This window comes from Vibrio sp. 1069 (genome assembly GCF_033340555.1).
Map to the genome: position 1 here is coordinate 169,199 of NZ_JAWOWP010000007.1, position 25,756 is coordinate 194,954.

The following is a 25,756-nucleotide window of genomic DNA, read 5'->3' on the forward strand; positions in this document are numbered from 1 at the left end:
CTTCATTCAATTTTTAGAGCGAGCTCACTGATAAGCTGGCTCTAACTTTTTCCGAATCGATACCAAGCGTATCAAAGCTAATTAAGAGAATAGGTGAACAAATGGGTCACGCTGAAAGCAAATTCCAACCTGCAAATATTGCCGTTCTAACGGTATCTGACACTCGTACTGAAGAAAACGATACCTCTGGTCGTTACCTAGCTGAGCATGCTCAAGAAGCGGGTCACAACGTAGTAGACAAGCAAATTGTTATTGATGACATGTACAAGATCCGCGCGATTGTTTCTCAATGGATTGCTGATGAAAGCGTACAAGCGATCATGATTACTGGCGGTACAGGTTTCACCTCACGTGATAGCACGCCAGAAGCACTTAAGCCTCTATTTGATAAAGAAGTTGAAGGTTTTGGTGAGTTGTTCCGTATGGTGTCGTACGAAGAGATCGGTACGTCTACGATTCAGTCTCGTGCGATTGCTGGTTTTGCTAACCACACCGTGATCTTCGCAATGCCAGGTTCAACTGGTGCGTGCCGCACAGGCTGGACAAAAATTATTAAACAGCAGTTGGATGCAAGTCATCGCCCTTGTAACTTCATGCCACACCTATCTGTATAACCTTTCCTAAAAGCGAAGGAAAAACAATGACCCAATTTACACATATCAATGCTTCTGGCGAAGCAAACATGGTTGACGTGTCAGCAAAAACGGAGACGGTTCGTGAAGCTCGTGCTGAAGCATTTGTTCACATGGCCCCAGAAACACTTCAACTGATTGTCTCTGGCCAGCACCATAAAGGTGATGTATTTGCGACGGCTCGTATTGCTGGTATTCAAGCTGCGAAGAAAACCTGGGATTTGATTCCACTTTGTCATCCGCTACTACTCTCTAAAGTTGAAGTTCAACTGGAAGCTATCGAAGCAGAAAACAAAGTTCGCATCGAATCAGTATGTAAACTTGCGGGTAAAACTGGCGTGGAAATGGAAGCGCTCACGGCAGCTTCCGTTGCTGCTCTAACGATTTACGATATGTGTAAAGCAGTACAAAAAGACATGGTTATTGGTCAAGTTCGTCTATTAGAGAAAACGGGTGGTAAATCTGGTCACTTTAAGGTGGAATCATGATTAAAGTACTTTTCTTTGCTCAAACTCGCGAACTGATTGGCATCGACAGTGTCGAGTTAGACGGGCCGTTTGAGACGGTTGAATCAATTCGTGCACATCTAGTGGAAGAAGGCACTGAGAAAGATGGCAAGTGGGATTTAGCGCTCGAGCCAGGAAAGCTACTTGCTGCAGTGAACCAATCCATCGTCCCTTTGGATACACAAGTAAAAGCAGGTGACGAAGTTGCGTTTTTCCCGCCGGTAACTGGGGGTTAAGATGGATTCTCGTGTTTCTGTACAAATTGAAGATTTTTCGGTTGAGCAAGAATATCAACGTCTATCTGAAGGGACGGCTGCCGGCGCTGTCGTTACATTCGTTGGTAAAGTTCGAGATATGAACCTTGGGGATAATGTCATTGGTTTACATCTAGAGCACTATCCGGGGATGACAGAGAAGAGCTTGAGCGACATTTGCGATCAAGCTGAGTCTCGCTGGCCACTATTAGGTGTACGCGTGATTCATCGTGTCGGAGACATGGATAGCGGTGATCAAATTGTATTTGTGGGCGTTTCCAGTGCGCACCGCGGCGCGGCATTTGATGCGTGCGAGTTCATCATGGATTATCTGAAAACCCAAGCACCATTTTGGAAAAAAGAGCGTACGACGAATGAAGATCGTTGGGTTGAGTCGCGCGACACCGATCATCAAGCTGCACAGCGTTGGGAAAAATAGAACTAACCCGCATTCTAGTGAAAAAAGCTAAGTGCTAATGGCACTTAGCTTTTTTTGTATTTATCTTCATTGTATTGCTCACTTTGTTTCGATATTTCCTATCTTTTGTCTGGTGATATTCTTCACAATAAAAGTTTTTTGCCCAATATATAAACAATTATTTGTTAGACTTGATTTGTCATAAATGTTAAATGATGTGTAAATATCTAGCATAAGATGCTAGTAAATAGTTTAAACTCAGATTAATCGAAAGTTTCGCCTGTTAAATGTCGCTTCTGGTCTTTATTTGGCTGGTGAATGCTTTGGGGTTAGAGTTTACTGCTATATATGTGTGGTTTAGTCAGCATTATTGGTTTTTTTGCTACATTTTTATGGCAAATTACTTCAATGATTGCTAATGTGTGCCGCAGTCTTTGTAAGGTTTTAGACTTTTGTGCTCAGAAAGTGCACTAAAAAAATCTAAAACTCTGACCGTTCCAGGCCCTTACAAAGAAGTCATGGATGCTAACGAAAAAATTTGGAGTTTTACGCATGTATAAGAATAAAATCACGCGCGCTTTATTTATTGGTGCTGGTCTTTCTCTCGCTCTAGCTGGTTGTGGTGAAAAGCCTGCGGAGAAACAAGCTGCTGAGCCTGCTCCGGCTCCAGCCCCTGAAGCTAAATCTGATTCTAAAGAGCCAAAACTTGCTGCTGTTCAAGAATTGGTGCGTGGTAACGGTACAGAAGTTGCGACAATAGACCCTCATAAATCTCAAGGTGTTCCAGAATCCCACGTGATTCGCGATCTTCTTGAAGGCCTTGTAAACCAAGATGCGGACGGTAACACTATCCCTGGTGTTGCAGAATCTTGGGAAACTGAAGACAACAAAACATACACTTTCCACTTACGTGAAGACGCAAAATGGTCAAACGGTGATCCTGTCACTGCAGGTGATTTCGTTTACAGCTTCCAACGCGCAGTCGATCCAGCAACCGCCTCTCCATATGCTTGGTACATGGAATACACCAAGATGAAGAACGCAAAAGACATTGTTGCGGGTAAAAAAGATAAGAGCGAGTTAGGTGTTAAAGCGGTTGACGATCACACGTTAGTGGTTGAGTTAGATACTGCAGTACCATATTTTGTAATGATGATGGGCCACACGACAGTGAAACCTGTTCATCAAGCAACTGTTGAAAAGTTCGGCGATCAATGGACGAAGCCAGAGAACTTTGTAGGTAACGGTGCTTATGTTGTTGACAACTGGGTTGTAAACGAGCGTTTGGTTCTAAAACGTAACGAACAGTACTGGGACAACGAAAACACGACGCTTGACCAAGTTACTTTCCTACCAATCGAGAACCAAGTAGCGGAAATGAACCGCTTCCTAGCGGGTGAAATCGACTTCACGAACGAGCTGCCTACAGAGCACTTCAAGCGTCTGAAGAAAGAGCACCCACAAGAAGTGTCTGTAACCGGTAACTTATGTACTTACTACTACATCTTCAATACGAAGAAAAAGCCGTTTGATGATGTTCGTGTGCGTAAAGCGATTTCTTATGCGATTGACCGTAACATTGTGACCGATGCGATTTTAGGTCAAGGTCAAAAGCCAGCTTACTTCCTAACACCTGAAATTACGGCAGGTTTCAACCCAGAAATTCCTGCATACGGCAAAATGACGCAAGAAGAGCGTAACGCAGAAGCTGCGCGTCTATTGGAAGAAGCGGGTTACGGCGCAGACAACCCTCTTGAATTTAACCTTCTATACAATACATCAGAGAACCACAAGAAACTTGCGGTTGCACTGGGTTCAATGTGGAAGAAGACACTTGGTCTAGACGTTACGCTAGAAAACCAAGAGTGGAAAACTTACCTATCTACCAAAGATTCTGGCAACTTTGAGGTTGCTCGTGCAGGTTGGTGTGGCGACTACAACGAAGCTTCATCTTTCCTAACGCTGATGATGAGTAATAACACTACTGGTGGTATTCACTACGACAGCAAAGAGTACGATGCGATCATGAACAAAGCATTTGCTTCAACTTCTGACGAAGAGCGCCAAGCACTTTACCTAGAAGCAGAGAAGTTGATGGCAAAAGATATGCCAATCGCACCTATCTACCAGTACGTGAAATCACGTCTACTATCACCGAAAGTTGGTGGCTTCCCAGTAAATAACGCGGAAGACAAGATTTACTCTAAAGATCTCTACATCACAGAGTAATTCGTAACTCGATAGAACTATAAAAATGAGGCCCTACATGTGAGAAATTGCATGTAGCGCCTATCTTTAGTCCAAAAGAATTGGACGACTTCTTTAATTTAACTGTCACAGACTGAAAGAGTGAGTTTATGCTTAAATTCATCGCAAAAAGGATATTTGAGGCGATCCCAACAATGTTGGTTTTGATCACCGTATCTTTCTTTCTTATGCGCTTTGCACCGGGAAACCCTTTCTCGACAGAGCGTCCATTGCCACCCGAAGTAATGGCAAACATCGAAGCTAAATATGGCTTGGATAAACCTGTATTTGAACAATACACCACGTATTTGACCAATGTTATCCAAGGTGATTTCGGACCGTCATTTAAATACCTTGATTACTCAGTAAACGAGCTGATCGCGGTTGCCTTACCTGTTTCGGCTAAAGTGGGCTTCATCGCCTTTATCTTTACTTTGATAATGGGGGTTACCGTCGGTACCATTGCTGCGCTCAAGCAAAATACTTGGATTGATTACACCATTATGTCGACTGCGATGCTTGGTGTCGTAATGCCATCCTTTGTATTAGCGCCTGCGCTTATCTACATATTCTCGCTTCATTGGAATATCTTCCCTGCGGGCGGTTGGCAAGATGGTAGCTGGCAGTATTTAGTGCTTCCTGTTATTGGTATGTCGCTACTGTATGTTGCTACCTTTGCTCGTATCACGCGTGGTTCGATGATTGAAACCCTAAACAGTAACTTTATTCGTACGGCACGTGCTAAAGGTCTAAGTTACCGTTATATCATTATCAAACACGCTCTTAAGCCGGCACTTCTCCCTGTTGTTTCTTACATGGGCCCAGCTTTCGTAGGTATCATCACCGGTTCCGTTGTTATCGAAACCATTTTTGGTCTGCCTGGTATTGGTAAACTATTCGTTAACGCTGCGTTTAACCGTGACTACTCGCTAGTAATGGGGGTAACCATTCTGATTGGTTTCCTATTCATTCTATTCAACGCGATTGTAGATATTTTACTTGCAATGATTGACCCGAAAATTCGCTACTAACAGGGACGTTTGGTTATGTTAACGAAAAAAGAAAACCTAGAAGCGATTGAGAAATTCTCCGAAAACTTGGAGATTGAAGGTCGCAGTCTTTGGCAAGATGCTCGTATCCGTTTCATGCGCAACAAAGCGGCGATGGTGAGCTTATTCCTTCTTGTTCTAATGACGTTGGCGGTTATTATCCTGCCAATGATCGCACCGTACACATTTGATGATACTGACTGGTACGCGATGCACGTTGCACCGAATGCTGACCATTGGTTTGGTACTGACAGCTTAGGCCGTGATTTATACGTGCGTACGCTAATTGGAGGTCGTATTTCGTTGATGGTAGGTGTTATGGGTGCATTTGTAGCGGTACTGATTGGTACGCTCTACGGCGCAGCATCTGGTTTCATCGGCGGTAAAGTTGACCGCGTAATGATGCGTATTCTAGAAATTTTATACGCGGTACCGTTTATGTTCCTGGTGATTGTACTGGTAACATTCTTCGGTCGTAACATCATGCTGATCTTCGTTGCGATTGGTGCTATCGCATGGCTAGATATGGCGCGTATCGTACGTGGCCAGACTCTTAGTCTACGTAGCAAGGAGTTTATCGAAGCGGCACATGTGTGTGGTGTAAGCAACTGGAAAATCATTACTCGTCATATCGTACCGAACGTACTGGGTATTGTAGCGGTATACTCTACGCTGCTTATCCCAAGTATGATTCTAACGGAATCATTCCTATCATTCCTTGGTCTTGGTGTCCAGGAACCAATGACAAGTTGGGGCGCTCTTCTACAAGAAGGTGCACAGACAATGGAAGTAGCAATCTGGCAGCTGGCATTCCCAGCAGTGTTCATGGTTGTGACGCTATTCTGCTTCAACTACGTTGGTGACGGCCTGCGCGATGCGCTGGATCCAAAAGACAGATAATTAAAAGATAAGATTAAGGAAGCAATGATGAGCTTATTAGATGTCAAAGATCTGCGCGTCGAATTCACCACGCAAGATGGTATCGTAACCGCAGTAAACGATTTGAACTTCTCTCTCAACCAAGGCGAAACCTTAGGTATCGTTGGAGAGTCGGGATCAGGTAAATCTCAAACCGTATTCGCAATCATGGGCCTTTTGGCTAAGAATGGTATTATTTCTGGTAGCGCAAAGTTTGAAGGCAAAGAAATCCTAAACTTACCAGAAAAAGAACTGAACAAAGTGCGTGCGGAACAGATCGCAATGATCTTCCAAGACCCAATGACATCACTGAACCCTTACATGAAAGTCAGTGATCAGTTGATGGAAGTGCTTATGCTGCACAAAGGCATGGGCAAAGCGGAAGCATTTGAAGAATCAGTACGCATGCTGGAAGCGGTAAAAATCCCTGAAGCGCGTAAGCGTATCACGATGTACCCGCATGAGTTTTCAGGCGGTATGCGTCAGCGTGTAATGATCGCGATGGCGTTGTTATGTCGTCCTAAACTGCTTATAGCCGATGAGCCAACAACAGCACTTGATGTGACGGTACAAGCACAGATCATGGACTTGTTGAATGAGCTGAAATCTGAGTTCAACACAGCGATCATCATGATCACTCACGACCTTGGTGTGGTTGCAGGTTCGTGTGACAAGGTGCTGGTGATGTATGCAGGCCGTACCATGGAGTACGGCAACGTAAACGAAATTTTCTACAATCCAAGCCATCCTTATGCGGAGGGGCTGCTGAAGGCGATTCCTCGCCTCGATACTGAGGGTGAAATTCTGCCGACCATTCCTGGTAATCCACCAAACTTGCTTCGTCTACCGCCGGGCTGCCCTTATCAAGAGCGCTGTCACCGTGTGATGGATCGTTGTAAGCGCGAGGCGCCAATTCTGACACCATTTGGTGATGGTCGTCAGCGTGCATGTTTTTCTGAATGGGAGGCTTGGAACAAATGAACGCAGTAGACAAAAAACTAATTCTGGACATTTCTGAGCTGAAAGTTCACTTCAGCATTGCCTCAAAGTCGGCATGGCCGTGGTCAAAGCCTTCGAGCCTGAAAGCGGTAGATGGCGTGAACGTTCGACTATACGAAGGGGAAACGCTTGGTGTAGTAGGTGAATCAGGTTGTGGTAAATCGACGTTTGCTCGTGCCATCATTGGTCTGGTTGAAGCTACTGACGGCCAAGTAGTTTGGTTGGGTCAAGACCTTACTAAAATGAAAAGCGTTCAGCGCCGTGAGACGCGTAAAGAAATTCAGATGATTTTCCAAGACCCATTGGCATCGCTGAATCCGCGTATGACTGTTGGTGATATCATTGCTGAACCTCTTGAGACATTCTATCCAGAACTGTCTAAGCAGGAAGTGAAAGATCGCGTTAAAGAGATGATGGCGAAAGTTGGCCTATTACCTAACGTGATTAACCGTTACCCACACGAGTTCTCGGGTGGTCAGTGTCAGCGTATCGGGATAGCGCGTGCGCTTATCCTTAAGCCTAAGATGATCATTTGTGACGAGCCAGTATCGGCGCTTGATGTATCTATTCAAGCTCAGGTGGTTAACCTACTTAAAGAGATTCAAAAAGAGTTAGGGCTTTCTCTGGTATTCATTGCGCATGACTTGTCTGTCGTTAAACACATTTCAGATCGCGTTTTAGTTATGTATTTAGGTAATGCCGTGGAACTTGGCGAGGCCGAGGCTCTGTTTGCTGATCCTAAGCACCCATATACGCGTGCGCTGATGTCTGCGGTTCCGATCCCGGACCCGGATATTGAGCGCAATAAGAAAATCCAAATGCTAGAGGGTGATCTTCCTTCACCTATCAACCCACCGTCGGGTTGTGTATTCCGCACTCGTTGCCCACAAGCAACCGAAGAGTGTGCGAAGACAAAGCCAACCATTTTAGGTAATGACGTTCACGCGGTATCTTGTTTACACGTTAGTGTATAAATTCAGCCTGTGACGGGCTTAAGCGCGACACCTTCATCGGGTCGCGCTTTTTTTATGTGTCTGATTTATACATTCGAATTTCTTGAACATGATGTCCTAAGTTCGATGATTCTCTGTTTGATAGGAAACGCTAATATAGACACAAACAGAACGAGAGGAGAGCAATCATGGGTAAGTTGGTTGAAGGTGTTTGGCAAGATGTCTGGTATGACACAAAATCAAATGGTGGCAAATTTGTGCGCGAAGATGCCGGATTCCGTAACTGGGTTAAAAACGACCCTGATGCGGAGTTTACACCAGAGTCCGGTCGATACCATTTGTATGTCTCTCTTGCTTGTCCGTGGGCACATCGAACCCTCATTTTCCGCAAGCTGAAAGGTTTAGAACCACATATTGATGTCACGGTCGTTTGCCCTGATATGCTCAGCCAAGGTTGGCAAATGGGGCTTCCTGAGCCATTGTTTGGTCACATGCGCATGTATCAAATTTACACGCAGGCCAAACCCGATTACACGGGCCGCGTAACCGTGCCTGTACTTTGGGATAAAAAGACCAATACTATTGTGTCAAACGAGTCGTCAGAGATCATTCGCATGTTCAATTCGGAATTCAATGCGTTAACAGGGAATCACGACGACTACTATCCAGATCATCTAAAACACGTTATTGATGAGTGGAACGATTTTGTTTATCCGAATGTCAACAACGGAGTGTATCGTTGTGGCTTCGCGACTACACAAGAGGCGTATGAAGAAGCGTTTGATTCTTTGTTTAATGCGTTAGATAAAATCGATGCTCACTTAGCGACGCATCGTTACTTAGCAGGGAACACAATTACTGAGGCTGATTGGCGTTTGTTTACGACTCTTATTCGTTTTGATGCGGTGTATGTGGGGCATTTCAAGTGTAACAAGCAGCGCATCGCAGACTACGAAAATATACAAGGCTACTTAAAAGAGTTATATCAAGTTGAAGGCGTCGAAGACACGACGGATTTCTATCACATTAAACGCCACTACTACTTCAGCCACACTGGGATTAATCCGACGCAAGTTGTACCAAAAGGGCCTGATTTAGACCTAAATACTCCTCATGGAAGAGAAAGGATTGGCTAGTTTGCTGCTTCCATCGCAAATGAAAAAGTACTTAACGGTTAGCAATGCCGTTAAGTACTTTTGTGTCATCTAAATACCGGGAGTAGGAGTTTACTTTTTCATTCATCGTCACCTTACTTAGCGCGTACGATGTCCATCACTAGCTTTCCGTCCACTTTTACAGGACCGTCCTCTTTAGCGCCGAGCGTATACTCAAACACACCAGTCTTCATGCCACCTTTCTCTCCGTGGACCATTAACATCAGCATATCGCCTGATTCTACTGGTTCCATCAAAATTGCATTTACGTTTTCATTCTTTCCCATTTTTAACGGAGCGTAGCCGATAACAGGACCAGGCTTCATTGATTCGTCTGTTCGGTGGACAACCATCCACCCATTGTCATCAGCATGAGCCATTTCAGCGGTCACCGTTCCTCCGGACATATCTTGATCGACGCCTTTAATACTCGGGGCGGAAAAGCTGAATGAAGAAAAACTAATCAGAAACGCAGCTAAACCAAACTTTATCAGTGATGTATTGATGAAATCCTTCATATATATTCCTTAGCAGTCAATGAGTTTGTGCATTGCAGTAGCTTTTACGTATTTCCTAGCAAAAAAGTTTAGCTAAAACGTAAATAATGTCGATAAATTGAACAGGGACCGTGCTGCTTTGGAGCCAATGCATTTTTGGGAGTGGGTCAATCGGTGTAAGAACAAGCACGAGCAATGTCGATTAGGTATGGGGGCGATAGGGAGAAAGCTTTGTGCACCAGTAATTATAGGTTGTGCAGTGATTGGTATAAAAAACAAATAAGTGTTCTGGCCAGCAATAGAAAAAGCCCTCGACGAATCGAGGGCTTTGTATCTATATCCAACTAGATGTCAGAAGCGATTATTTAGCTTCTTGGTCTGCTTGGATAGCTGTTAGAGCGATGGTGTACACGATGTCGTCTACTAGCGCGCCACGAGACAAGTCGTTTACAGGCTTACGCATACCTTGCAGCATTGGACCGATAGATACTAGGTCAGCTGAACGTTGTACCGCTTTGTAAGTTGTGTTACCCGTGTTTAGGTCTGGGAATACAAATACTGTCGCTTTACCTGCAACTGGAGAGTTTGGTGCTTTAGAAGCAGCAACGTTTTCCATAATAGCAGCGTCGTACTGTAGAGGACCGTCAATGATAAGATCAGGACGTTTCTCTTGAGCCAGTTTTGTTGCTTCACGTACTTTATCAACATCTGCACCCTTACCAGATTCACCAGTAGAGTAAGAGATCATTGCAACGCGTGGTTCGATACCGAATGCTGCTGCGGAGTCAGCAGATTGGATAGCGATTTCAGCAAGCTGTTCAGCAGTTGGATCTGGGTTGATTGCACAGTCACCGTAAACCAGTACTTGATCAGGCAGAAGCATGAAGAATACTGAAGATACGATAGACGCATTTGGTGCCGTCTTGATGATTTGGAACGGAGGAACGATAGTGTTCGCCGTAGTGTGAACAGCACCAGAAACTAGGCCGTCAACTTCGTCGTTCTCAAGCATCATTGTGCCTAGGAATACTGAATCTTGTAGCTTCTCACGAGCCACAACTTCAGTCATGCCTTTCGCACCGCGCAACTCAACTAGGCGAGCAACGTAGTTTTCACGAACAGCATCTGCATCAATGATGGTTACACCAGTACCTAGCTCAACGCCTTGTTGAGCCGCTACGCGACGGATTTCATCTGGGTTACCTAGAAGTACACAGTCTGCAATGCCGCGTTCAGCACAGATTGCCGCTGCTTTAACTGTGCGTGGTTCGTCACCTTCTGGAAGAACGATACGCTTACCTGCTTTACGAGCAAGTTCAGTTAGCTGGTAACGGAACGCTGGTGGGCTTAGACGACGAGACTTCTGAGTGCCTTCAGTCATAGACTCGATCCAGTTACCGTCGATGTGGCCAGCAACGTGTTCGTTGATGAACTCGATACGCTCTTTATCGTCTGCAGGTACTTCGATGCTGAAGCTCTGTAGGTTTAGAGACGTTTGCCAAGTGTTACCTTGTGCTTTGAAGATAGGTAGACCAGTGTCGAATGCTGGTTTACATAGGCCTTCGATTTCGCTAGGGATATCGTAACCGCCAGTTAGCAGTACTGCACCAATATCCACACCGTTCATTGCAGCAAGAGAAGCAGCAACGATAACATCAGGACGGTCTGCAGAAGTAACAAGTAGAGAGCCCGGTTTGAAGTGCTCAATCATGTTTGGCAGAGAACGTGCACAGAAAGTGATGCTCTTGATGCGACGAGTGTTGATGTCACCTTCGTTGATGATATCTGCTTTCAGGTGCTTAGCCATGTCGATTGCACGAGTCGCAATCAGATCAATGCTCCATGGCACACAACCTAGTACACGAATTGGAGAAGTGTTAAAAATTTCCATCACTTTCAATTCGTTTTGTTTCGCGCTGTCTGCATCGTCAAAGATTTCAGATAGGTCAGGGCGAGTACGGCCAGCTTCGTCAACAGGAGCGTTTAGCTTGTTGATGATAACACCTGAGATGTTTTTGTTTTTAGTGCCGCCGAAGTTAGAACATGCTACTTCGATACGCTCTTTCAGTTGCGCAGGGTTATCAGTACCTGGAGTCGCAACTAGCACGATTTCTGCGCCAAGTGTTGCCGCGATTTCCGCGTTTACTTGGTTTGCAAATGGGTGCTTACGAGTAGGTACAAGACCTTCGATTAGCGTAACGTCTGCGTCTTTGTTGATTTGGTTGTAACGTTCAACAACGGTTTCTAGCAGCTCGTCCATGTTGTCGTTACCGATTAGGCTTTCAGCAACAGACATCGCCATTGGTTCACCGATCTTCATATCGCTGTTACGACCAACGATAGTTGAAGTCAGATCTGGCTGATCACCACCTGAACGTGGCTGACAGATTGGCTTGTAGAAAGAAACTTTAACGCCTTTACGCTCCATAGCGCGAAGAACACCCATGCTAACGCTTGTTAGGCCAACGCCTGCGCTAGTAGGGATAAGCATAATAGTACGAGACATTCGTAGAGTACCTTTAGCTATTTGGGGGATAAAAGCTCAACTCTTATTCCATGAAGCTCGAAGAATAGGAGTTGAGCCCCTAAGAAATTCGTTTGAATGAAAATCTGGCTAGCCGAGTGGCTAGCCAGGAATTCAATTAAAGACCTGTCAGGCGAGCAGTGTCTTCAGCGATGACTAGCTCTTCGTTAGTAGAGATAACCATTGCAGGGATACGGCTGTTTTCAGTCGTGATAACGCCTTCGCCGCCGAAGCGAGCTTTAAGGTTAGCTTCGCTATCTACTTCGATACCGAAGATGCCAAGACGGTTTAGAACCATTTCACGGATAGGGCCAGAGTTCTCGCCGATACCGCCAGTGAAAGTGATTGCGTCTAGACGGCCTTCCATTGAAGCAGTGTAGCCAGCAACGTATTTAGCTAGACGGTGGCAGAACACGTCCATTGCGCGTGTTGCTTCTTCTTTTTGACCGTAGTTGTCTTCAACGAAACGACAGTCAGAAGTCACTTCAGTTAGACCTTGAAGACCAGACTCTTTAGTTAGCATCGTGTTGATTTGATCAACAGAGTAACCTAGAGCGTCGTGTAGGTGGAAGACGATAGCAGGGTCGATGTCGCCACAGCGAGTACCCATTACCAGACCTTCAAGTGGAGTAAGACCCATAGAAGTGTCTACAGATTGACCGTTCTTGATCGCACATACAGATGCGCCGTTACCTAGGTGACAGTTGATGATGTTTACTTCTTCAACTGGTTTGTTTAGTAGGCCTGCAACTTCACGAGTGATGAACAAGTGAGAAGTACCGTGCATGCCGTAACGACGGATACCGTGTTCTTTGTATAGGTTGTATGGAAGAGCGTATAGGTAAGACTCTTCAGGCATAGTTTGGTGGAACGCAGTGTCAAATACAGCAACGTTTTTCAGCTCTGGGAAGTTTTTCTTAGCCGCTTCGATACCGATGATGTGAGCAGGGTTATGAAGAGGTGCAAATGTTGCAGCGTCTTGAATACCTTTTAGAACTTCATCAGTAATTAGTGCAGATTGAGTGAACTGCTCGCCGCCGTGAACGATACGGTGACCGATTGCGCCTAGGTTAGCTTTAAGCTCTGGCTTAGAAGCAAGAATAGTTTCTACCATAAACGCTAGTGCTTCTTCGTGAGCTGCACCATTGCCTAGTTGAGCTTCGTGCTTGCCATCAAGTTTCCACTTGATGCGAGCTTCAGGAAGGTGAAGACACTCAGCAAGACCTGACAAGTGCTCGTCGCCGTTCTCGGCATCAACAACGGCAAATTTAAGAGAAGAACTACCGCAGTTTAAAACTAAAACTAGCTTAGACATGTATGACTACCTGTTATTCGTCTGATAAAAAATCAGTTAAAGAATGAAAAATTAATCACAAGAATAGCCGATACCCAGAAGGCTGCGTACTAATCCTGGTCAAAAATTGTTCTAATTCCATATAAAGAAATAGTGATGAACCCTTCCATCACTATGATGCGATCCGTGCAGATAGATATCTCGGAGTTGCTTAAATTGTAAATAACAGCAACAATGAGATTGAGGGTCTGCAAAGGATAGCGATAATAAGCAATGATAACAAAAAAAATTTGAAAGAATATTAACTTTCATCAATTTTTTGTACCTTCAGTTGAAATGTTCAACTATTTTTTAGTGAGAGAGCGGTATGAGTAATAAAGTCGGATTGATCCATAGCCTGAAAGATGGCCAGAATTACATGGAGATCTGGCCGGTTCGTAAAGAGCTAAGCGCCATATTTCCGGAACAGCGTATCATTAAGGCGACTCGCTTTGGCATTAAAGTCATGCCGGCCGTTGCTGCGATCAGCGTACTCACTCAAATGGCATTCAACAATTACCACGCGTTACCTCAATCCATTGTTGTCGCCTTGTTTGCGATTAGCTTGCCACTTCAAGGCATTTGGTGGCTTGGTGCTCGATCCAACACGAAATTGCCGCCTTCTTTGGCCTCTTGGTATCGGGAGTTGCATCAAAAAATTGTGGAAACAGGTTTTGCATTAGAGCCTGTCAAAGCTCGCCCTCGTTACAAAGAGCTTGCGATAATACTGAACCGAGCGTTTCGCCAGCTCGATAAATCGTCATTAGAGCGTTGGTTCTAATTTAAATTGTTTGAAATGGAGTGTGCACTGGCCGCTCCATTTTTGATCCTGCCTCTATTACCTACTTTGACGGTCGTTGATGAAGCGAGCGAAGCTTTGTTTACCAAAGATTCTTTCCGGATGAAGAAGTCCCCCCGATCACAAATGTTGCTTTAGTGTTAAATCTTTCTTTTCTTTACTAAGACTTAGTAGTAATAATAAAAACAAGATGCGCAAGAAGTACACAGTTATATGAACACAACAATACCGCCTTCAAACATTTGAATTCACGAGTCGATACACATATTGAAAGCTCGTGAAACAAGGACGAAGTCACATCAAGGAGTTATGATGAAAACGAAACGTTTATTAGCCACTGCCGTTCTATCAGCTACTGCTATTTTCTCTTCTACCAATGTACTGGCCGCCACTGCAACTGTCGCAGTTTCACAGATTGTCGAACACCCGGCGTTAGACGCGACGCGCCAAGGATTGCTTGATGGTTTGAAAGCGAAAGGCTACGAAGAAGGCAAAAATCTAGAATTTGATTATAAGACCGCACAGGGTAATCCAGCTATTGCGGTGCAAATTGCCCGTCAGTACGTCGGTGAAAATCCTGATGTGTTAGTTGGCATCGCTACACCTTCGGCACAAGCTTTGGTGTCGGCTACTCGCTCTATTCCTGTTGTCTTTACTGCGGTAACAGATCCGGTTGGTGCGAAATTGGTTAAGTCGATGGAACAACCAGGTAAAAACGTAACTGGCCTGTCTGATCTTTCACCCGTTGCTCAGCATGTCGATCTCATCCAAGAAATTCTTCCTCAGGTGAAAAGCATCGGGGTTGTATTTAATCCCGGTGAAGCTAATGCCGTGACTTTAGTTGAATTACTAAAAGAAAGCGCAAAAGCAAAAGGCATACAAGTGGTTGAAGCGACCGCACTAAAAAGTGCTGATGTTCAGTCTGCGACTCAAGCGATTGCAGCGAAATCAGACATTCTTTACGCCCCAACAGACAATACAGTTGCAAGTGCGATTGAAGGGATGATTGTGGCAGCGAATCAAGCGAAGAAACCTGTATTTGGTGGCGCGACGTCGTATGTCGAAAAGGGTGCAATTGCAGGCTTAGGTTTTGACTACTACCAGGTTGGTGTACAAACCGCGGATTACGTGGCGGCGATTCTTGATGGTCAAGAACCAGGCAAGCTGGATGTAAAAGTCGCGACGGGCTCTGACCTTGTAATTAATGAAAGCGCAGCATCTAAGCTCGGTATCAAGCTGCCAAGTTCTGTGATTGAACGTGCGACAAGCATGCAATAAGTAACGCTTTTTGGGGTTAAGCCTGTCACGTTGGTTGATAGAGGGTTGCCCCAAAATTGATACTCGCCAGATTTCTCGTGTAAAGCATTCTGCTAGAGAAGAAGGGGAGTATACGTTAGAAGTCTTAAGTTCAGGTTGGTATTAGCCAGCCTGAGCATGCAGAAAGGAGCAGTTATGTCTGCATTTGCTTTTTTTGGTGCACTCGAAATTGGCTTGATTTATGGCCTAGTCGCTCTGGGTGTGTATCTTACGTTCCGTGTTCTCGATTTCCCCGATTTGAGTGTGGATGGCAGCTTTCCAATGGGAGCTGCGGTAGCTGCAACGGCGATTGTCGCAGGTATTAATCCTTGGCTTGCGACAATAATGGCGATGATAGCTGGTAGTATGACGGGGTGGGTAACCGCTTTTCTGGCTGTTCGGTGTGGTATTTTACACCTGTTAGCTTCCATTCTTACCATGATCGCTGCATTTTCAATTAATATTCGTATTATGGGCAAACCTAATATGGCGTTGCTTGGAGAGGATACGATTCTCACTCCGTTTGAAGCATTGGGCGATGCGATGTTTATTCGCCCTCTGGTTGTTGGGGCCTTAGTTCTTCTGTCCGCTTTCTTTGTCATTCGCCTGCTGAACAGCGACTTTGGTCTTGGTTTACGAGCCACGGGTGTGAATGCGCGTATGGTTTCTGCGCAAGGGGCGAGCACTGCCTTTTATACCTACTTTGGCTTGGCTTTATCCAACGGGTTTGTGGGATTCGCAGGCGCGTTGTTTGCACAAACGAACAGCTTTGCAGATGTGACCTCTGGCGTGGGCACCATTGTCGTTGGTTTGGCAGCTGTGATTTTGGGGCAGACCCTTATTCCCGGGCGCAAGATTTGGGTTGCGGTATTTGCGGTCATCATCGGTTCGGTACTTTATCGCCTTGCAGTGGCTTTCGCTTTGAGCTCTGGCATGTTTGGTTTACAAGCTTCAGACCTCAACCTGGTTACCGCAGTATTGGTGGCTGTGGCGCTTATTGCTCCAAAGCTAAAACAGAGCATGAGAGCGAAACAACGCGTTACTGATGCTAAACAAGCGGCATCAAAAAATGGTTCTGGGGAGGCATTATGATCGAACTAAATAATATTCAGGTCACGTTCAACCCTGGGACGATTTTGGAAAATCGTGCATTGAAAGGCGTCTCTTTAGAGGTTCCAGAGCATCAATTTCTTACCGTGATTGGTTCTAATGGCGCAGGAAAATCGACGTTGCTTGGTGCGGTGACAGGTGAGACGCCGATGATAGGTGGTCAGGTGATCATTGATGGCAAAGACGTCACCAAGCAGACGGTTGCCCAACGTGCGACGCAATGCGCCCGAGTGTTTCAAGATCCATTGGCCGGGACTTGTGGTGAACTGACGATAGAAGAGAACATGGCTCTAGCGCACATGCGTGGTAAAAAACGCAGCTGGGGGTTGGCGCTCTCTACCAAACGTCGCAAGCTGTTCCAAGAGCGAATTAGCATCCTCGGTCTTGGTTTAGAAGACCGCTTGGGCGATAGCATTGGGTTGCTGTCTGGTGGACAACGACAAGCCGTTAGCCTTGTGATGGCGACGTTATCGGAGAGTAAGTTGTTGTTGCTTGATGAACACACGGCTGCGCTTGATCCTCGTATGGCGGCGTTTGTTATCGACTTAACTAAACGTATTGTCGATGAGTTCGATTTAACCGTGATGATGGTGACGCATTCGATGAAAGACGCATTAGCATGTGGCGATAGGACCGTAATGCTTCACCAAGGTGAAATTGTGCTTGATGTGGCTGGAGAGCAGCGCGCTAACATGCAAGTACCAGACTTGTTGGATATGTTCTCCAAAGTGCGTGGTGAAGAGCTGGCAGATGACAGTCTTTTGTTGAACTAAGCGGTATCCGACAAGTCACTACGCCTACTAAGTGTGATCCTCCTTGCGAAAATTGGCTGATATGTCAACTCGCAGGGAGGATTTCTTGTCTCTAATTCTTCAATAAAATAGTGGCATATCCGATGACGAGGAGTGCCCATAATGAACCTGCCATTTATTTTTCATAGTCAAACTATTGATGGTTTAGCTTTTAATGACGAGCAAGTTACAGTCAGGCTGAAAACCGAGACATTGGATTTTGATTCCGTCTATGTGCGTATTGAGCCGGACAATGAAGAATATCTGGTCGACATGGCTCAAATTGGAACAGCTGGGGAATTGTTACTATGGGAGGCATCGTTTCGACCAAATCGAGATCGAGATGTCACACATTATGTGTTTAAGATCCTCAAAGACGGACAACAATACTGGCTCGATGCACGGGGTGTGCAAAAGCGTATTCCACCCAAAGAGTTCCACTTTAAGTTGAATGTAAACCATCAACCACCAAGCTGGGTCCAAGAGCAAGTTTTCTATCAAATCTTTCCTGACCGTTTTTCTGCTAGTAAAAGTGAGTCTGATATTCGCCACGCTTATGCTCAGTATGATTCTGCCTCGGTCGTCAAGGCGTGGGGAGACGCGGTAGGCTCTCACCAAAATACCGGGGCACGTGAATTCTTTGGCGGCGACCTCAAAGGTGTAGAACAAAAGTTGGACTATCTTGAACAGCTCGGCGTTACTGCGCTTTATTTCAACCCGATCTTTTCTTCACCAAGTAATCATAAATACGACACCACCGATTACTTCACTGTTGACCCTATGCTCGGCACCAACGATCAGTTTGCTGAACTGTGTGAGAAAATCCGTGGTAAGAATATGAAGATTGTCTTAGACGCGGTGTTTAACCACACGTCAGTGCATCATCCTTGGTTTGATATCCAACAAAAAGGAGAAGGAGCGTATGGCAATCCGCAGTCAAAGTTCCGTGATTACTACTTTTTCGAAGGTGAAACCAATCACTACATTGGTTGGAAAGGCATTGGTAACTTACCGGTTCTGAACTTTGAAAATGAACAGGTGCGCGACTACATCTACCAAAGTGAAGATTCTGTCATCAAGTATTGGCTGAAGCCACCGTACTTGGTTGATGGCTGGCGGTTTGATGTAATCCATATGCTTGGCGAAGGGGACGGCGCGAAAAACAATGCTCATTATGTGGCAGCGTTTCGTCATGCAACTAAGTCAGTAAACCCGAATGCTTATGTGTTAGGTGAGCACTTTTTTGAAGCAACGCAGTGGTTGCAAGGTGATCAAGAGGATGGGGCGATGAACTACTACGGTTTTGCTCATCCAGTCCGAGCTTTTATCGTACGACAAGACATTATGTACGATCCAATCAACATTGATGGTTTGGAGTTTAAAGTATGGTTGGACGAAGCCAGAGCAAAAATCCCATTTTCGAATCAGCTATCGCAGCTAAATCAACTCGATAGTCACGATACTGCTCGGTTTATCACATTGGTTGATGGTGATAAGCGTAAAATGAACATCGCGCTAGCAATGCTTATGACTTACGTTGGCACGCCTTGTATTTACTATGGGAGTGAAGTCGGTCTAGAAGGAGGGCTAGACCCGGATAGTCGTCGTTGTTTTCCTTGGAATGAAATCGAAAGTTCACAATGGCTATCGCTTTACCAACAATGGATCAAGATACGTAAACAATGTAAGCCTTTACAGTCGGGCTGTATTCAATGGCTGCATTGCACTAACAACCAGTTGGCGTACGCACGTGTACTGGGTCGTGAAGCAGTCGTTGTTATGATTAATCTCAGTGGTAATGAATGTTCAATCGATTTACCTATGTGGCAACTGGGCTTGGAGGTTAGCCAAGTTATATCGTTGTTAGATGACACAGAACAGGTTGATTATAAAGGTCATATCTCTGTCAATATGTCGGCACAGAGCTGCAAATTATGGCGACTAAAGTGACACCACACTCTATATTGATTAAACTCCTTTAATATATAAACGGTCTCAAACAGCGCGCACACATTTGTTTGGTCTCTTGTTATCTGGTGCTGCATTGCATGCGTCACCAGATAACGAGTATCAATTTAATAGCAGTCATAAGAGACTATTGACCTTTCATATGCATGGTACTCAATGGTAAACCAAAGGCGATTTAGCCTCTCATTTGTCATCTTTTTTCCTCTGGCGTTATTTGTAGTGGTTTTACTCGTGACAACGAAAAATTACTATGATGCGGTTAACCGCTATATCGATTCTGAGTATGCGCGTATCGAGCGTGCAATGTCTCGCGGTATTAAAGTACTCACGGCTTTAGATTACAGCTTCACCAACTATACCAATTACGCTAACCCACTGTTTGAAGAACATAATTCTTTAGTCAAAGAAGGGCTTTGTTATCTTTGGCCTATAGATGTGTTATTACTCGAAAGTGTTTATAGTGAAGGGTTACCTGCGGTTGACCTTGATTATATGATCGTAGGGGATGAAAGCTTATGTCAGCAAGGTTCAACGATTAACCAGTTAGCTGAACAAAAGGCGGGTTTTGCGCCGTCATTGTCATTTCTGCACGATATTGAATCGCACATTGTTGGAATCCATTACATTGACAAGCGCGGTTACGTTATCTCCTCACCCGATACCTACGCAAAAAATTTCACTAGAGAGCTTTTGTCAACGCTAAAAGCCCGACCTTTTTGGCAAAAAACCGCGCAAGATAAAGTGAACATTACCTTGGCTGGACCAGGGCCTGTGTTGGACTCGATGGAAGGTCAAGTCATTAGTATGACGGTACCCGTCTATGAGAAAGGAGAACATCAAGGTGTTTTGTCTATTGATTTCGACATCAATACGCTCATGGCTTCGTCGCTAGGTCTTGTTGGTCAGTTTCATTTGGTTTCCAATTTACAATCCATTCCTTCAAACAGTACACGAATCAAACCTGTCGAATTAGAGCGATTGAGTGCGAATCACAGCATGTACTACGAGTACAACCTTTGGGATGAAGCTAAGAACCTAGCGGTTTTTGAAAAATACAGCCTTATTGTCGCACTATTTATTTACGTGCTGAGTACCGTCGTCTTGTTCTATGTGAATATGCATAGCGAGCGACGTTACTTTAAAGAACTGGCAGCAAGAGACCCAATGACCAGTTTATTGAATCGTCGAGGTATGCAAACCGTGTGGCGTAATAAGATGACAAAAAAACAGGTTGCTTTAGCAGTGTTCGATATTGATAACTTCAAGAAGATCAACGACACCTATGGTCATGATGTCGGTGATTCTGCAATTCAGCTTGTTGCAAAATGTATACGTGAAAATATTCGCCATACCGATGTTGCCTCAAGGTTTGGTGGCGAAGAGTTCGTTTTAGCGATTTATGACGAAGATTCAGAGGGCATTAAACTCATTTTAGACAGAGTAAAAAAGGCCATAGATGAGCGCTCGACACGCGTAACGAAAGAAGGCTTTACGATCTCTGGCGGTGTGGTGTTTAGTAAAGAGAGCCGAGTAGAAAACTTTGATGAGTTGTTTAAAGCGGCGGATGAAAAGTTATATCAAGCCAAAAGTACCGGCAAAAATAAGATCTGTTACTAGGATTTAGGTACAAAAAAGGACGAGATATTCGTCCTTTTTTGTGTTCGGGAGTTATGCAACCTGAGAGTTTAAGTCATCGCGGTAGCGTTGAATATGCTCAACAATTGGTGTGGCTTTGTTGAACGTTCTGATTTCTCTAAATAGGTCTTTTGCATCAGGATAAGCCTGGCGTAAGTAAGAGAACCATTGTTTTACGCGGTTTGGGTAATACAAGCCTTTATCGCCTTTCATCTCAAACTTGGAGTAGTAGATGAGCAACTCAACCACCTCGGGCCATGACATTGGCTGGTGGTTATGTTTTACCATATTGCCTAAGTTAGGGATATTGAAAGCGCCTCGGCACACCATCAAAGAGTTAACGCCAGTCGTTTCAATGCAACGTTGACCGTCTTCATAATTCCAAATTTCACCATTCGCTATCAGTGGGATATAGAAACGTTCGCGAATTTGGTTGATGTAATCCCATTTTATCTCAGAAGCTTTATAACCACCTTGTTTAGTACGTGCGTGTACGGTCAATTCATTTGCGCCAGCAGACTGAATGGCATCGACAATTTCAAAGCAATCTTCAGGGTTCTCCCAACCAAGACGAATTTTTGCAGTTACGGGAATGGCTTCTGGAACGGCTTCTCGACAAGCTTTCACAACACGGTGAATGAGCTCTGGATGCTGGAGTAGCGCTGCACCACCTTTACTTTTGTTGACCATTTTGGCTGGGCAACCAAAGTTTATATCAATGCCTCTGGCACCAAGATTTGCCGCTTTAATTGCGTTCTCAGCCATCCAGTTCGGTTCCTGTCCCAACAATTGCACATGTACTGGCACACCAGATGCAGTCTGAGAACCTTGCAACAGCTCTGGGCATAAACGGTGAAACACATGATCGGGTAATAGCTGGTCGATTACGCGAACAAACTCCGTAACACACAGGTCATAGTCGTTTATCTCGGTCAGGATTTGGCGCATCAAATGATCTAAAACGCCTTCCATTGGGCCTAGTACAACTCGCATAGCTTGCCTAATACAGTTTGGTGGTAAAAAGGAGGGCGATTGTAGCGATGTAAGTTAAGTTTGTCATTAAAAGACTCGAAGCGCCCAATGCCGTCAAACACACAACGTTAGGTTACTTGCTTTTGAGCTCTGAGGTATAATGCCGCCAAATTTATGGGAAACCAGATGTCATGCAATACACATTGATTGAAAAAGGTGAAGTTCACGTCGATGAATCTTGCCTATTTATCGAAGGCGCAGTGTTAGCTGCGAATCTGACGACAAAACCACTCGCTCCTGAAAAGTGGTTAGAGCCGCTATTAGGTGAGGGATTCAAAGCGATTCAACCAGCTGTGGAAGAGCAAATTCACAAGCAGCATAACCGAATTCAACGAAACGAATATTCCGTGCTAGAGCTAACAGGCAAAGAACCTGAACAACTTGCTGATTTTGCCGAAGGCTTTATGTCTGTTTGGTCAATGATTGAAGAACAGTGGCAAGACGTTGAGCTCAATGATGGATTACAGCGTATGCTGCAAGCATTACTGACCACTTTGATGCTGGCTATCGATGAGCCAGCAACGCAGCAACAGATGCGCGACGCAGGTATTGAAACGCCACCGGCCCTGACAGATTTAGTCGACCAGCTTGATTTAATGGTCGGTGAAGTCGCGCTGGGCGCGGATGAGTTGATGGTAGGAAATAAAGCTCAAAGCCTAAACCCATTCAAAGGTATCGGGCGCAATGATCCCTGTCCTTGTGAGAGCGGAAAAAAATTCAAGCAGTGCTGTGGTCAATCACGCGGCTAAATCGAATCGCCGCGCTATCCACTTAACAAAAAGCCGACCAGATGGTCGGCTTTTTGTTAATTTTTACGCGTCAGTAGGATTAACGAATTGGATTAACGCGTTTTGCAGGGAAGAATTGTGCAATTACAATTAATGCCAAAGCGATTAAATTGCCTGCAAAAATTACGACTAACCATTGTGGCATTGATAAATCAAGGAACTGCCATACAACCTTAGAGCAATCACCATATGCTTCAAACATCCAAGGAACCCACTGATTGAGCGGAGCCCAGCTAGGGAATGTGACGAATAAATCGCAAGTCGCGAATGGTGATGGATTAAACTGGTAGTCAACGTGCTGCATCGCAAGTAACAAACCCTTGTAAGCACTTAATCCCCAGCCTATCAAACCTAGCCAGCGGAAAATTGGGTTCTTGGGTGCCAATATACCAACCATTGCAGCGACGCCCACTCCCATCATCGCGACTCTTTCATAAATACACATGACACATGGTGCAAGCATCATGACGTGCTGAAAATAGAGGGCACATGCTTCAAAGAAAACGACGAATAGCAGAAGCAGTAGCCACGATAAACGTCCCTTTGAAAACTGGTTAAGTGAATTTAAAATAGTCACGTTTTTGTTCCTGTCTGAAATAGAAAAAGCTCTGAATACTCAGAGCTTTTTATCGTGGATAAGTTTCCTAATCAACTCAAATTTTAGTGACCACCGGATACTACGGGAGTTAGATCACCACTATGAGGTAAAATCCAACCAGCTTCGTAGAAAGAAGCTGTTGCAGGCTCTAGGAAGAACATGATTCCCATCAGACCGACAATCGCAAGAACGACGGTGTAAGGCAGCGCCATGATAACCATTCGACCGTAAGACAGACGAATTAATGGAGCGAGAGCCGATGTGAGTAAGAATAGGAATGCCGCTTGACCGTTTGGCGTTGCAACAGAAGGCAGGTTAGTACCAGTATTGATTGCCACCGCCAGTAAGTCGAACTGATCACGAGTAATGAGACCCTCAATGAGTGCAGTTTTTACTTCATTGATGTAAACCGTACCAACGAACACGTTATCCGACACCATAGATAATAAGCCATTCGCCACATAGAACAGAGCTAGCTGAGTACCTTTATCTTCAACGGCAAGCACCGCATCGATGACTGGTTTAAACAGCTCTTGGTCAATGATTACAGCAACGATCGAGAAAAATACTGCAAGCAGTGCAGTGAAGGGCAGGGCCTCTTCAAACGCTTTCCCCATGGAGTGCTCTTCAATGACACCAGTAAATGCGGTCGCTAAAATGATCACAGAAAGGCCAATTAAGCCGACAGCCGCTAAGTGCAAAGCGAGTGCAACGATCAACCAAACCGCAATAAGACCTTGAACCCAGAGTTTTGCGACATCTTGATTTGTTCGCGTTTTACGCTCTTCACGGTCAAAATCGACGAGGATCTGACGAACGTTGTTAGGAAGCTTCGCGCCGTAGCCAAACACTTTAAGCTTTTCAACTAAAGCACAAGTGATGAGACCACAGAAAAATACAGGGAGTGTCACTGGAGACATACGGATTAGGAATTCACCAAATAACCAACCCGCTTGGTCTGCAATAATTAAGTTTTGAGGTTCACCAACCATCGTGGTTACGCCACCTAAGGCAGTACCTACGCCAGCATGCATCAACAAAGAGCGCAAAAAGGCACGATAGTTTTCTAGGTCATCACGCGTTAGTTCAGTGATCGTGTCATCTTGTGTATGGTCATGGTCACCGATAGGGTTACCAGACGCCACTTTGTGATAGATAGAGTAAAAGCCGATCGCCACGCTGATAACAACGGCGATAACCGTCAAGGCATCCAAAAATGCAGACAAAAATGCCGCAGCAAAGCAGAACGCGAGTGATAGTAGGGTTTTAGAGCGAATGCCAAGTAAAATTTTGGTAAAAATGAACAGCAATAGCTGCTTCATGAAGTAGATGCCCGCAACCATAAATACCAGAAGTAGCAGTACTTCGATATTTGCTACTAATTCGTGCTTAACTTGCGCAGGGCTAGTCATGCCGATAGCAATGGCTTCAATAGCAAGTAAACCGCCAGGTTGTAATGGGTAGCATTTTAATGCCATTGCTAGCGTGAAAATAAATTCAGCGACCAACAACCATCCAGCTACAAATGGGTTTATTAGGAAGAATACAATCGGGTTAATTATTAAGAAGGCTATAATGGCAACTTTGTACCAATCAGGCGCTTTACCAAGGAAGTTCTTGATAAAAGCGTTTCCGAGCGATATCGGCATGATAATTCTCTTTATAACAAAATTATGAATAGACACTACAATAGTGCTTAAGTATCTGTTTGTTAGACTTATTAACTAGTCTTTAAAAACAATAACTTAGTAAAACAACAATCCTTTGTTTATTGTAGTCTTGCCAAGTTACTTCCCCTGAACTCAAGCACCGCTCACTTTCGACCGCAAACTCTACACTCAGGCATTTATTAGTCAATAACAAAACGTGATGCTACCGACTAAAATGACTTTTTAAATGTAATAACGCGATCAAAACGGCGTTACTATACCATGAAAGTCTTAAAAAAATCCTCTTGGATTTTAAATGACGGTCAGTGACGAGAAAAGGCAAATTAAGAAAGAATATTAACTGTGATATACAAAGTAATTTTTCATATTTTGAATATAAAAATGTGACACGGTTGTATTTATTTCTCCGAGATTTGTGAGCTGTTTAATTAAATGAAAATTCATATTTTACTGCTTTCGCTCGCATGTTAGAGCCTCTTAAATTGACACAACATATAGAGTATTAACTCTATGTTATGGAGTCGTTTCCACTATTGATCGTAAATTTTCTCAAACCGCTAAGTAGTGGTATGATGAGTAGTATCG

The 25,756-nt window shown here is 44.6% G+C and carries 23 protein-coding genes; 17 read left to right on the plus strand and 6 right to left on the minus strand.

From position 1 onward, the window contains the following. Positions 1-101: 101 nt before the first annotated feature. From moaB to R7040_RS13375, 10 genes are all read left to right on the plus strand, one after another. Positions 102-614: a molybdenum cofactor biosynthesis protein B gene (gene moaB, locus R7040_RS13330; RefSeq protein WP_005388935.1), complete on the plus strand. Its 513-nt coding sequence runs from the start codon at positions 102-104 to the stop codon at positions 612-614. A 26-nt stretch (positions 615-640) separates the two neighbouring features. Then, positions 641-1,120, plus strand: a complete 480-nt coding sequence (gene moaC, locus R7040_RS13335) for a cyclic pyranopterin monophosphate synthase MoaC (RefSeq protein ID WP_005380779.1) — start codon at positions 641-643, stop codon at positions 1,118-1,120. Beyond that, entirely contained in the window at positions 1,117-1,374 is a 258-nt protein-coding gene (moaD, locus tag R7040_RS13340) for a molybdopterin synthase sulfur carrier subunit (RefSeq protein ID WP_017636051.1), read from the plus strand. The genes moaC and moaD overlap by 4 nt, the downstream gene beginning before the upstream one ends. 1 nt (position 1,375) lies before the next feature. Then, on the plus strand, positions 1,376-1,831 hold the full coding sequence (gene moaE / locus R7040_RS13345) for a molybdopterin synthase catalytic subunit MoaE (RefSeq protein ID WP_017821374.1): 456 nt from the start codon (positions 1,376-1,378) through the stop codon (positions 1,829-1,831). 531 nt (positions 1,832-2,362) lie between these two features. Continuing rightward, positions 2,363-4,039, plus strand: coding sequence for an ABC transporter substrate-binding protein (locus R7040_RS13350; protein ID WP_017633862.1), 1,677 nt, complete (start codon positions 2,363-2,365; stop codon positions 4,037-4,039). 128 nt (positions 4,040-4,167) lie between these two features. Continuing rightward, entirely contained in the window at positions 4,168-5,088 is a 921-nt protein-coding gene (oppB, locus tag R7040_RS13355; protein WP_005380786.1) for an oligopeptide ABC transporter permease OppB, read from the plus strand. A 15-nt stretch (positions 5,089-5,103) separates the two neighbouring features. Beyond that, positions 5,104-6,006, plus strand: a complete 903-nt coding sequence (gene oppC / locus R7040_RS13360; protein WP_017633861.1) for an oligopeptide ABC transporter permease OppC — start codon at positions 5,104-5,106, stop codon at positions 6,004-6,006. 27 nt (positions 6,007-6,033) lie between these two features. Beyond that, positions 6,034-7,005 carry an ABC transporter ATP-binding protein gene (locus R7040_RS13365; RefSeq protein ID WP_005380792.1) on the plus strand — a complete coding sequence of 324 codons (972 nt, stop codon included), beginning with the start codon at positions 6,034-6,036 and terminating at the stop codon, positions 7,003-7,005. Beyond that, on the plus strand, positions 6,984-7,997 hold the full coding sequence (gene oppF, locus R7040_RS13370) for a murein tripeptide/oligopeptide ABC transporter ATP binding protein OppF (protein WP_005387265.1): 1,014 nt from the start codon (positions 6,984-6,986) through the stop codon (positions 7,995-7,997). Before R7040_RS13365 ends, oppF begins: the two co-directional genes overlap by 22 nt. Positions 7,998-8,164: 167 nt before the next feature. Beyond that, a complete protein-coding gene (locus R7040_RS13375) occupies positions 8,165-9,112 on the plus strand; it encodes a glutathione S-transferase family protein (protein ID WP_213896229.1) in 948 nt (315 codons plus the stop codon). Positions 9,113-9,225: 113 nt separating this feature from the next. Here the strand turns inward: R7040_RS13375 and R7040_RS13380 are convergent, their stop codons facing one another. From R7040_RS13380 to R7040_RS13390, 3 genes are all read right to left on the minus strand, one after another. Next, entirely contained in the window at positions 9,226-9,648 is a 423-nt protein-coding gene (locus R7040_RS13380) for a hypothetical protein (protein WP_005380804.1), read from the minus strand. Between the two features lie 340 nt (positions 9,649-9,988). Beyond that, positions 9,989-12,133 carry a phosphate acetyltransferase gene (pta, locus tag R7040_RS13385; RefSeq protein ID WP_005380805.1) on the minus strand — a complete coding sequence of 715 codons (2,145 nt, stop codon included), beginning with the start codon at positions 12,131-12,133 and terminating at the stop codon, positions 9,989-9,991. 136 nt (positions 12,134-12,269) lie between these two features. After that, the gene (locus R7040_RS13390) at positions 12,270-13,466 is read right to left on the minus strand and encodes an acetate kinase (RefSeq protein ID WP_005380807.1); all 1,197 of its coding nucleotides are present in this window, start codon (positions 13,464-13,466) and stop codon (positions 12,270-12,272) included. Positions 13,467-13,812: 346 nt separating this feature from the next. Here R7040_RS13390 and yfbV point away from each other — a divergent pair, with 346 nt between their 5' ends. The 6 genes from yfbV to R7040_RS13420 all read left to right on the plus strand — a co-directional run bounded on the left by yfbV (position 13,813) and on the right by R7040_RS13420 (position 21,065). Next, positions 13,813-14,265 carry a terminus macrodomain insulation protein YfbV gene (yfbV, locus tag R7040_RS13395; protein ID WP_005380809.1) on the plus strand — a complete coding sequence of 151 codons (453 nt, stop codon included), beginning with the start codon at positions 13,813-13,815 and terminating at the stop codon, positions 14,263-14,265. A 330-nt stretch (positions 14,266-14,595) separates the two neighbouring features. Beyond that, positions 14,596-15,561 carry an ABC transporter substrate-binding protein gene (locus tag R7040_RS13400; RefSeq protein WP_005380811.1) on the plus strand — a complete coding sequence of 322 codons (966 nt, stop codon included), beginning with the start codon at positions 14,596-14,598 and terminating at the stop codon, positions 15,559-15,561. Between the two features lie 174 nt (positions 15,562-15,735). After that, positions 15,736-16,671, plus strand: coding sequence for an ABC transporter permease (locus tag R7040_RS13405; RefSeq protein ID WP_213896228.1), 936 nt, complete (start codon positions 15,736-15,738; stop codon positions 16,669-16,671). Continuing rightward, the gene (locus R7040_RS13410) at positions 16,668-17,462 is read left to right on the plus strand and encodes an ABC transporter ATP-binding protein (RefSeq protein WP_005387275.1); all 795 of its coding nucleotides are present in this window, start codon (positions 16,668-16,670) and stop codon (positions 17,460-17,462) included. Before R7040_RS13405 ends, R7040_RS13410 begins: the two co-directional genes overlap by 4 nt. A 141-nt stretch (positions 17,463-17,603) precedes the next feature. After that, positions 17,604-19,430 (plus strand): maltodextrin glucosidase, encoded by a 1,827-nt coding sequence (gene malZ, locus R7040_RS13415; RefSeq protein ID WP_213896226.1) that lies wholly within the window; start codon positions 17,604-17,606, stop codon positions 19,428-19,430. Positions 19,431-19,604: 174 nt separating this feature from the next. Further along, positions 19,605-21,065, plus strand: a complete 1,461-nt coding sequence (locus tag R7040_RS13420) for a sensor domain-containing diguanylate cyclase (RefSeq protein ID WP_064354185.1) — start codon at positions 19,605-19,607, stop codon at positions 21,063-21,065. Between the two features lie 51 nt (positions 21,066-21,116). Here the strand turns inward: R7040_RS13420 and dusC are convergent, their stop codons facing one another. Continuing rightward, positions 21,117-22,076, minus strand: coding sequence for a tRNA dihydrouridine(16) synthase DusC (gene dusC, locus R7040_RS13425; RefSeq protein WP_318081393.1), 960 nt, complete (start codon positions 22,074-22,076; stop codon positions 21,117-21,119). Between the two features lie 170 nt (positions 22,077-22,246). On the opposite strand from dusC, the gene R7040_RS13430 reads away from it, so the two are divergent. Further along, positions 22,247-22,864 (plus strand): YecA family protein, encoded by a 618-nt coding sequence (locus R7040_RS13430; protein WP_064354183.1) that lies wholly within the window; start codon positions 22,247-22,249, stop codon positions 22,862-22,864. 79 nt (positions 22,865-22,943) lie between these two features. On the opposite strand, the gene dsbB is transcribed toward R7040_RS13430, so the two are convergent. Both dsbB and nhaB read right to left on the minus strand, forming a co-directional pair. Beyond that, complete coding sequence (gene dsbB / locus R7040_RS13435) at positions 22,944-23,480, minus strand: disulfide bond formation protein DsbB (protein ID WP_017821379.1); 537 nt, start codon at positions 23,478-23,480, stop codon at positions 22,944-22,946. Positions 23,481-23,563: 83 nt separating this feature from the next. Next, entirely contained in the window at positions 23,564-25,150 is a 1,587-nt protein-coding gene (gene nhaB, locus R7040_RS13440; protein WP_005380822.1) for a Na(+)/H(+) antiporter NhaB, read from the minus strand. Positions 25,151-25,756 lie beyond the last annotated feature (606 nt).

Excerpts from the sequence above, each read along its gene's own strand:
- R7040_RS13350 (WP_017633862.1), top strand. The coding sequence starts at position 2,363 with ATGTATAAGAATAAAATCACGCGCGCTTTATTTATTGGTGCTGGTCTT.
- oppC (WP_017633861.1), top strand. The coding sequence starts at position 5,104 with ATGTTAACGAAAAAAGAAAACCTAGAAGCGATTGAGAAATTCTCCGAA.
- R7040_RS13410 (WP_005387275.1), top strand. The coding sequence starts at position 16,668 with ATGATCGAACTAAATAATATTCAGGTCACGTTCAACCCTGGGACGATT.
- oppB (WP_005380786.1), top strand. The coding sequence starts at position 4,168 with ATGCTTAAATTCATCGCAAAAAGGATATTTGAGGCGATCCCAACAATG.
- moaC (WP_005380779.1), top strand. The coding sequence starts at position 641 with ATGACCCAATTTACACATATCAATGCTTCTGGCGAAGCAAACATGGTT.
- R7040_RS13420 (WP_064354185.1), top strand. The coding sequence starts at position 19,605 with ATGGTAAACCAAAGGCGATTTAGCCTCTCATTTGTCATCTTTTTTCCT.
- R7040_RS13430 (WP_064354183.1), top strand. The coding sequence starts at position 22,247 with ATGCAATACACATTGATTGAAAAAGGTGAAGTTCACGTCGATGAATCT.
- moaD (WP_017636051.1), top strand. The coding sequence starts at position 1,117 with ATGATTAAAGTACTTTTCTTTGCTCAAACTCGCGAACTGATTGGCATC.
- dusC (WP_318081393.1), bottom strand. The coding sequence starts at position 22,076 with ATGCGAGTTGTACTAGGCCCAATGGAAGGCGTTTTAGATCATTTGATG.
- R7040_RS13380 (WP_005380804.1), bottom strand. The coding sequence starts at position 9,648 with ATGAAGGATTTCATCAATACATCACTGATAAAGTTTGGTTTAGCTGCG.
- moaB (WP_005388935.1), top strand. The coding sequence starts at position 102 with ATGGGTCACGCTGAAAGCAAATTCCAACCTGCAAATATTGCCGTTCTA.
- pta (WP_005380805.1), bottom strand. The coding sequence starts at position 12,133 with ATGTCTCGTACTATTATGCTTATCCCTACTAGCGCAGGCGTTGGCCTA.
- oppF (WP_005387265.1), top strand. The coding sequence starts at position 6,984 with ATGGGAGGCTTGGAACAAATGAACGCAGTAGACAAAAAACTAATTCTG.
- R7040_RS13400 (WP_005380811.1), top strand. The coding sequence starts at position 14,596 with ATGAAAACGAAACGTTTATTAGCCACTGCCGTTCTATCAGCTACTGCT.
- R7040_RS13375 (WP_213896229.1), top strand. The coding sequence starts at position 8,165 with ATGGGTAAGTTGGTTGAAGGTGTTTGGCAAGATGTCTGGTATGACACA.
- malZ (WP_213896226.1), top strand. The coding sequence starts at position 17,604 with ATGAACCTGCCATTTATTTTTCATAGTCAAACTATTGATGGTTTAGCT.
- R7040_RS13390 (WP_005380807.1), bottom strand. The coding sequence starts at position 13,466 with ATGTCTAAGCTAGTTTTAGTTTTAAACTGCGGTAGTTCTTCTCTTAAA.
- moaE (WP_017821374.1), top strand. The coding sequence starts at position 1,376 with ATGGATTCTCGTGTTTCTGTACAAATTGAAGATTTTTCGGTTGAGCAA.
- R7040_RS13365 (WP_005380792.1), top strand. The coding sequence starts at position 6,034 with ATGAGCTTATTAGATGTCAAAGATCTGCGCGTCGAATTCACCACGCAA.
- R7040_RS13405 (WP_213896228.1), top strand. The coding sequence starts at position 15,736 with ATGTCTGCATTTGCTTTTTTTGGTGCACTCGAAATTGGCTTGATTTAT.
- nhaB (WP_005380822.1), bottom strand. The coding sequence starts at position 25,150 with ATGCCGATATCGCTCGGAAACGCTTTTATCAAGAACTTCCTTGGTAAA.
- yfbV (WP_005380809.1), top strand. The coding sequence starts at position 13,813 with ATGAGTAATAAAGTCGGATTGATCCATAGCCTGAAAGATGGCCAGAAT.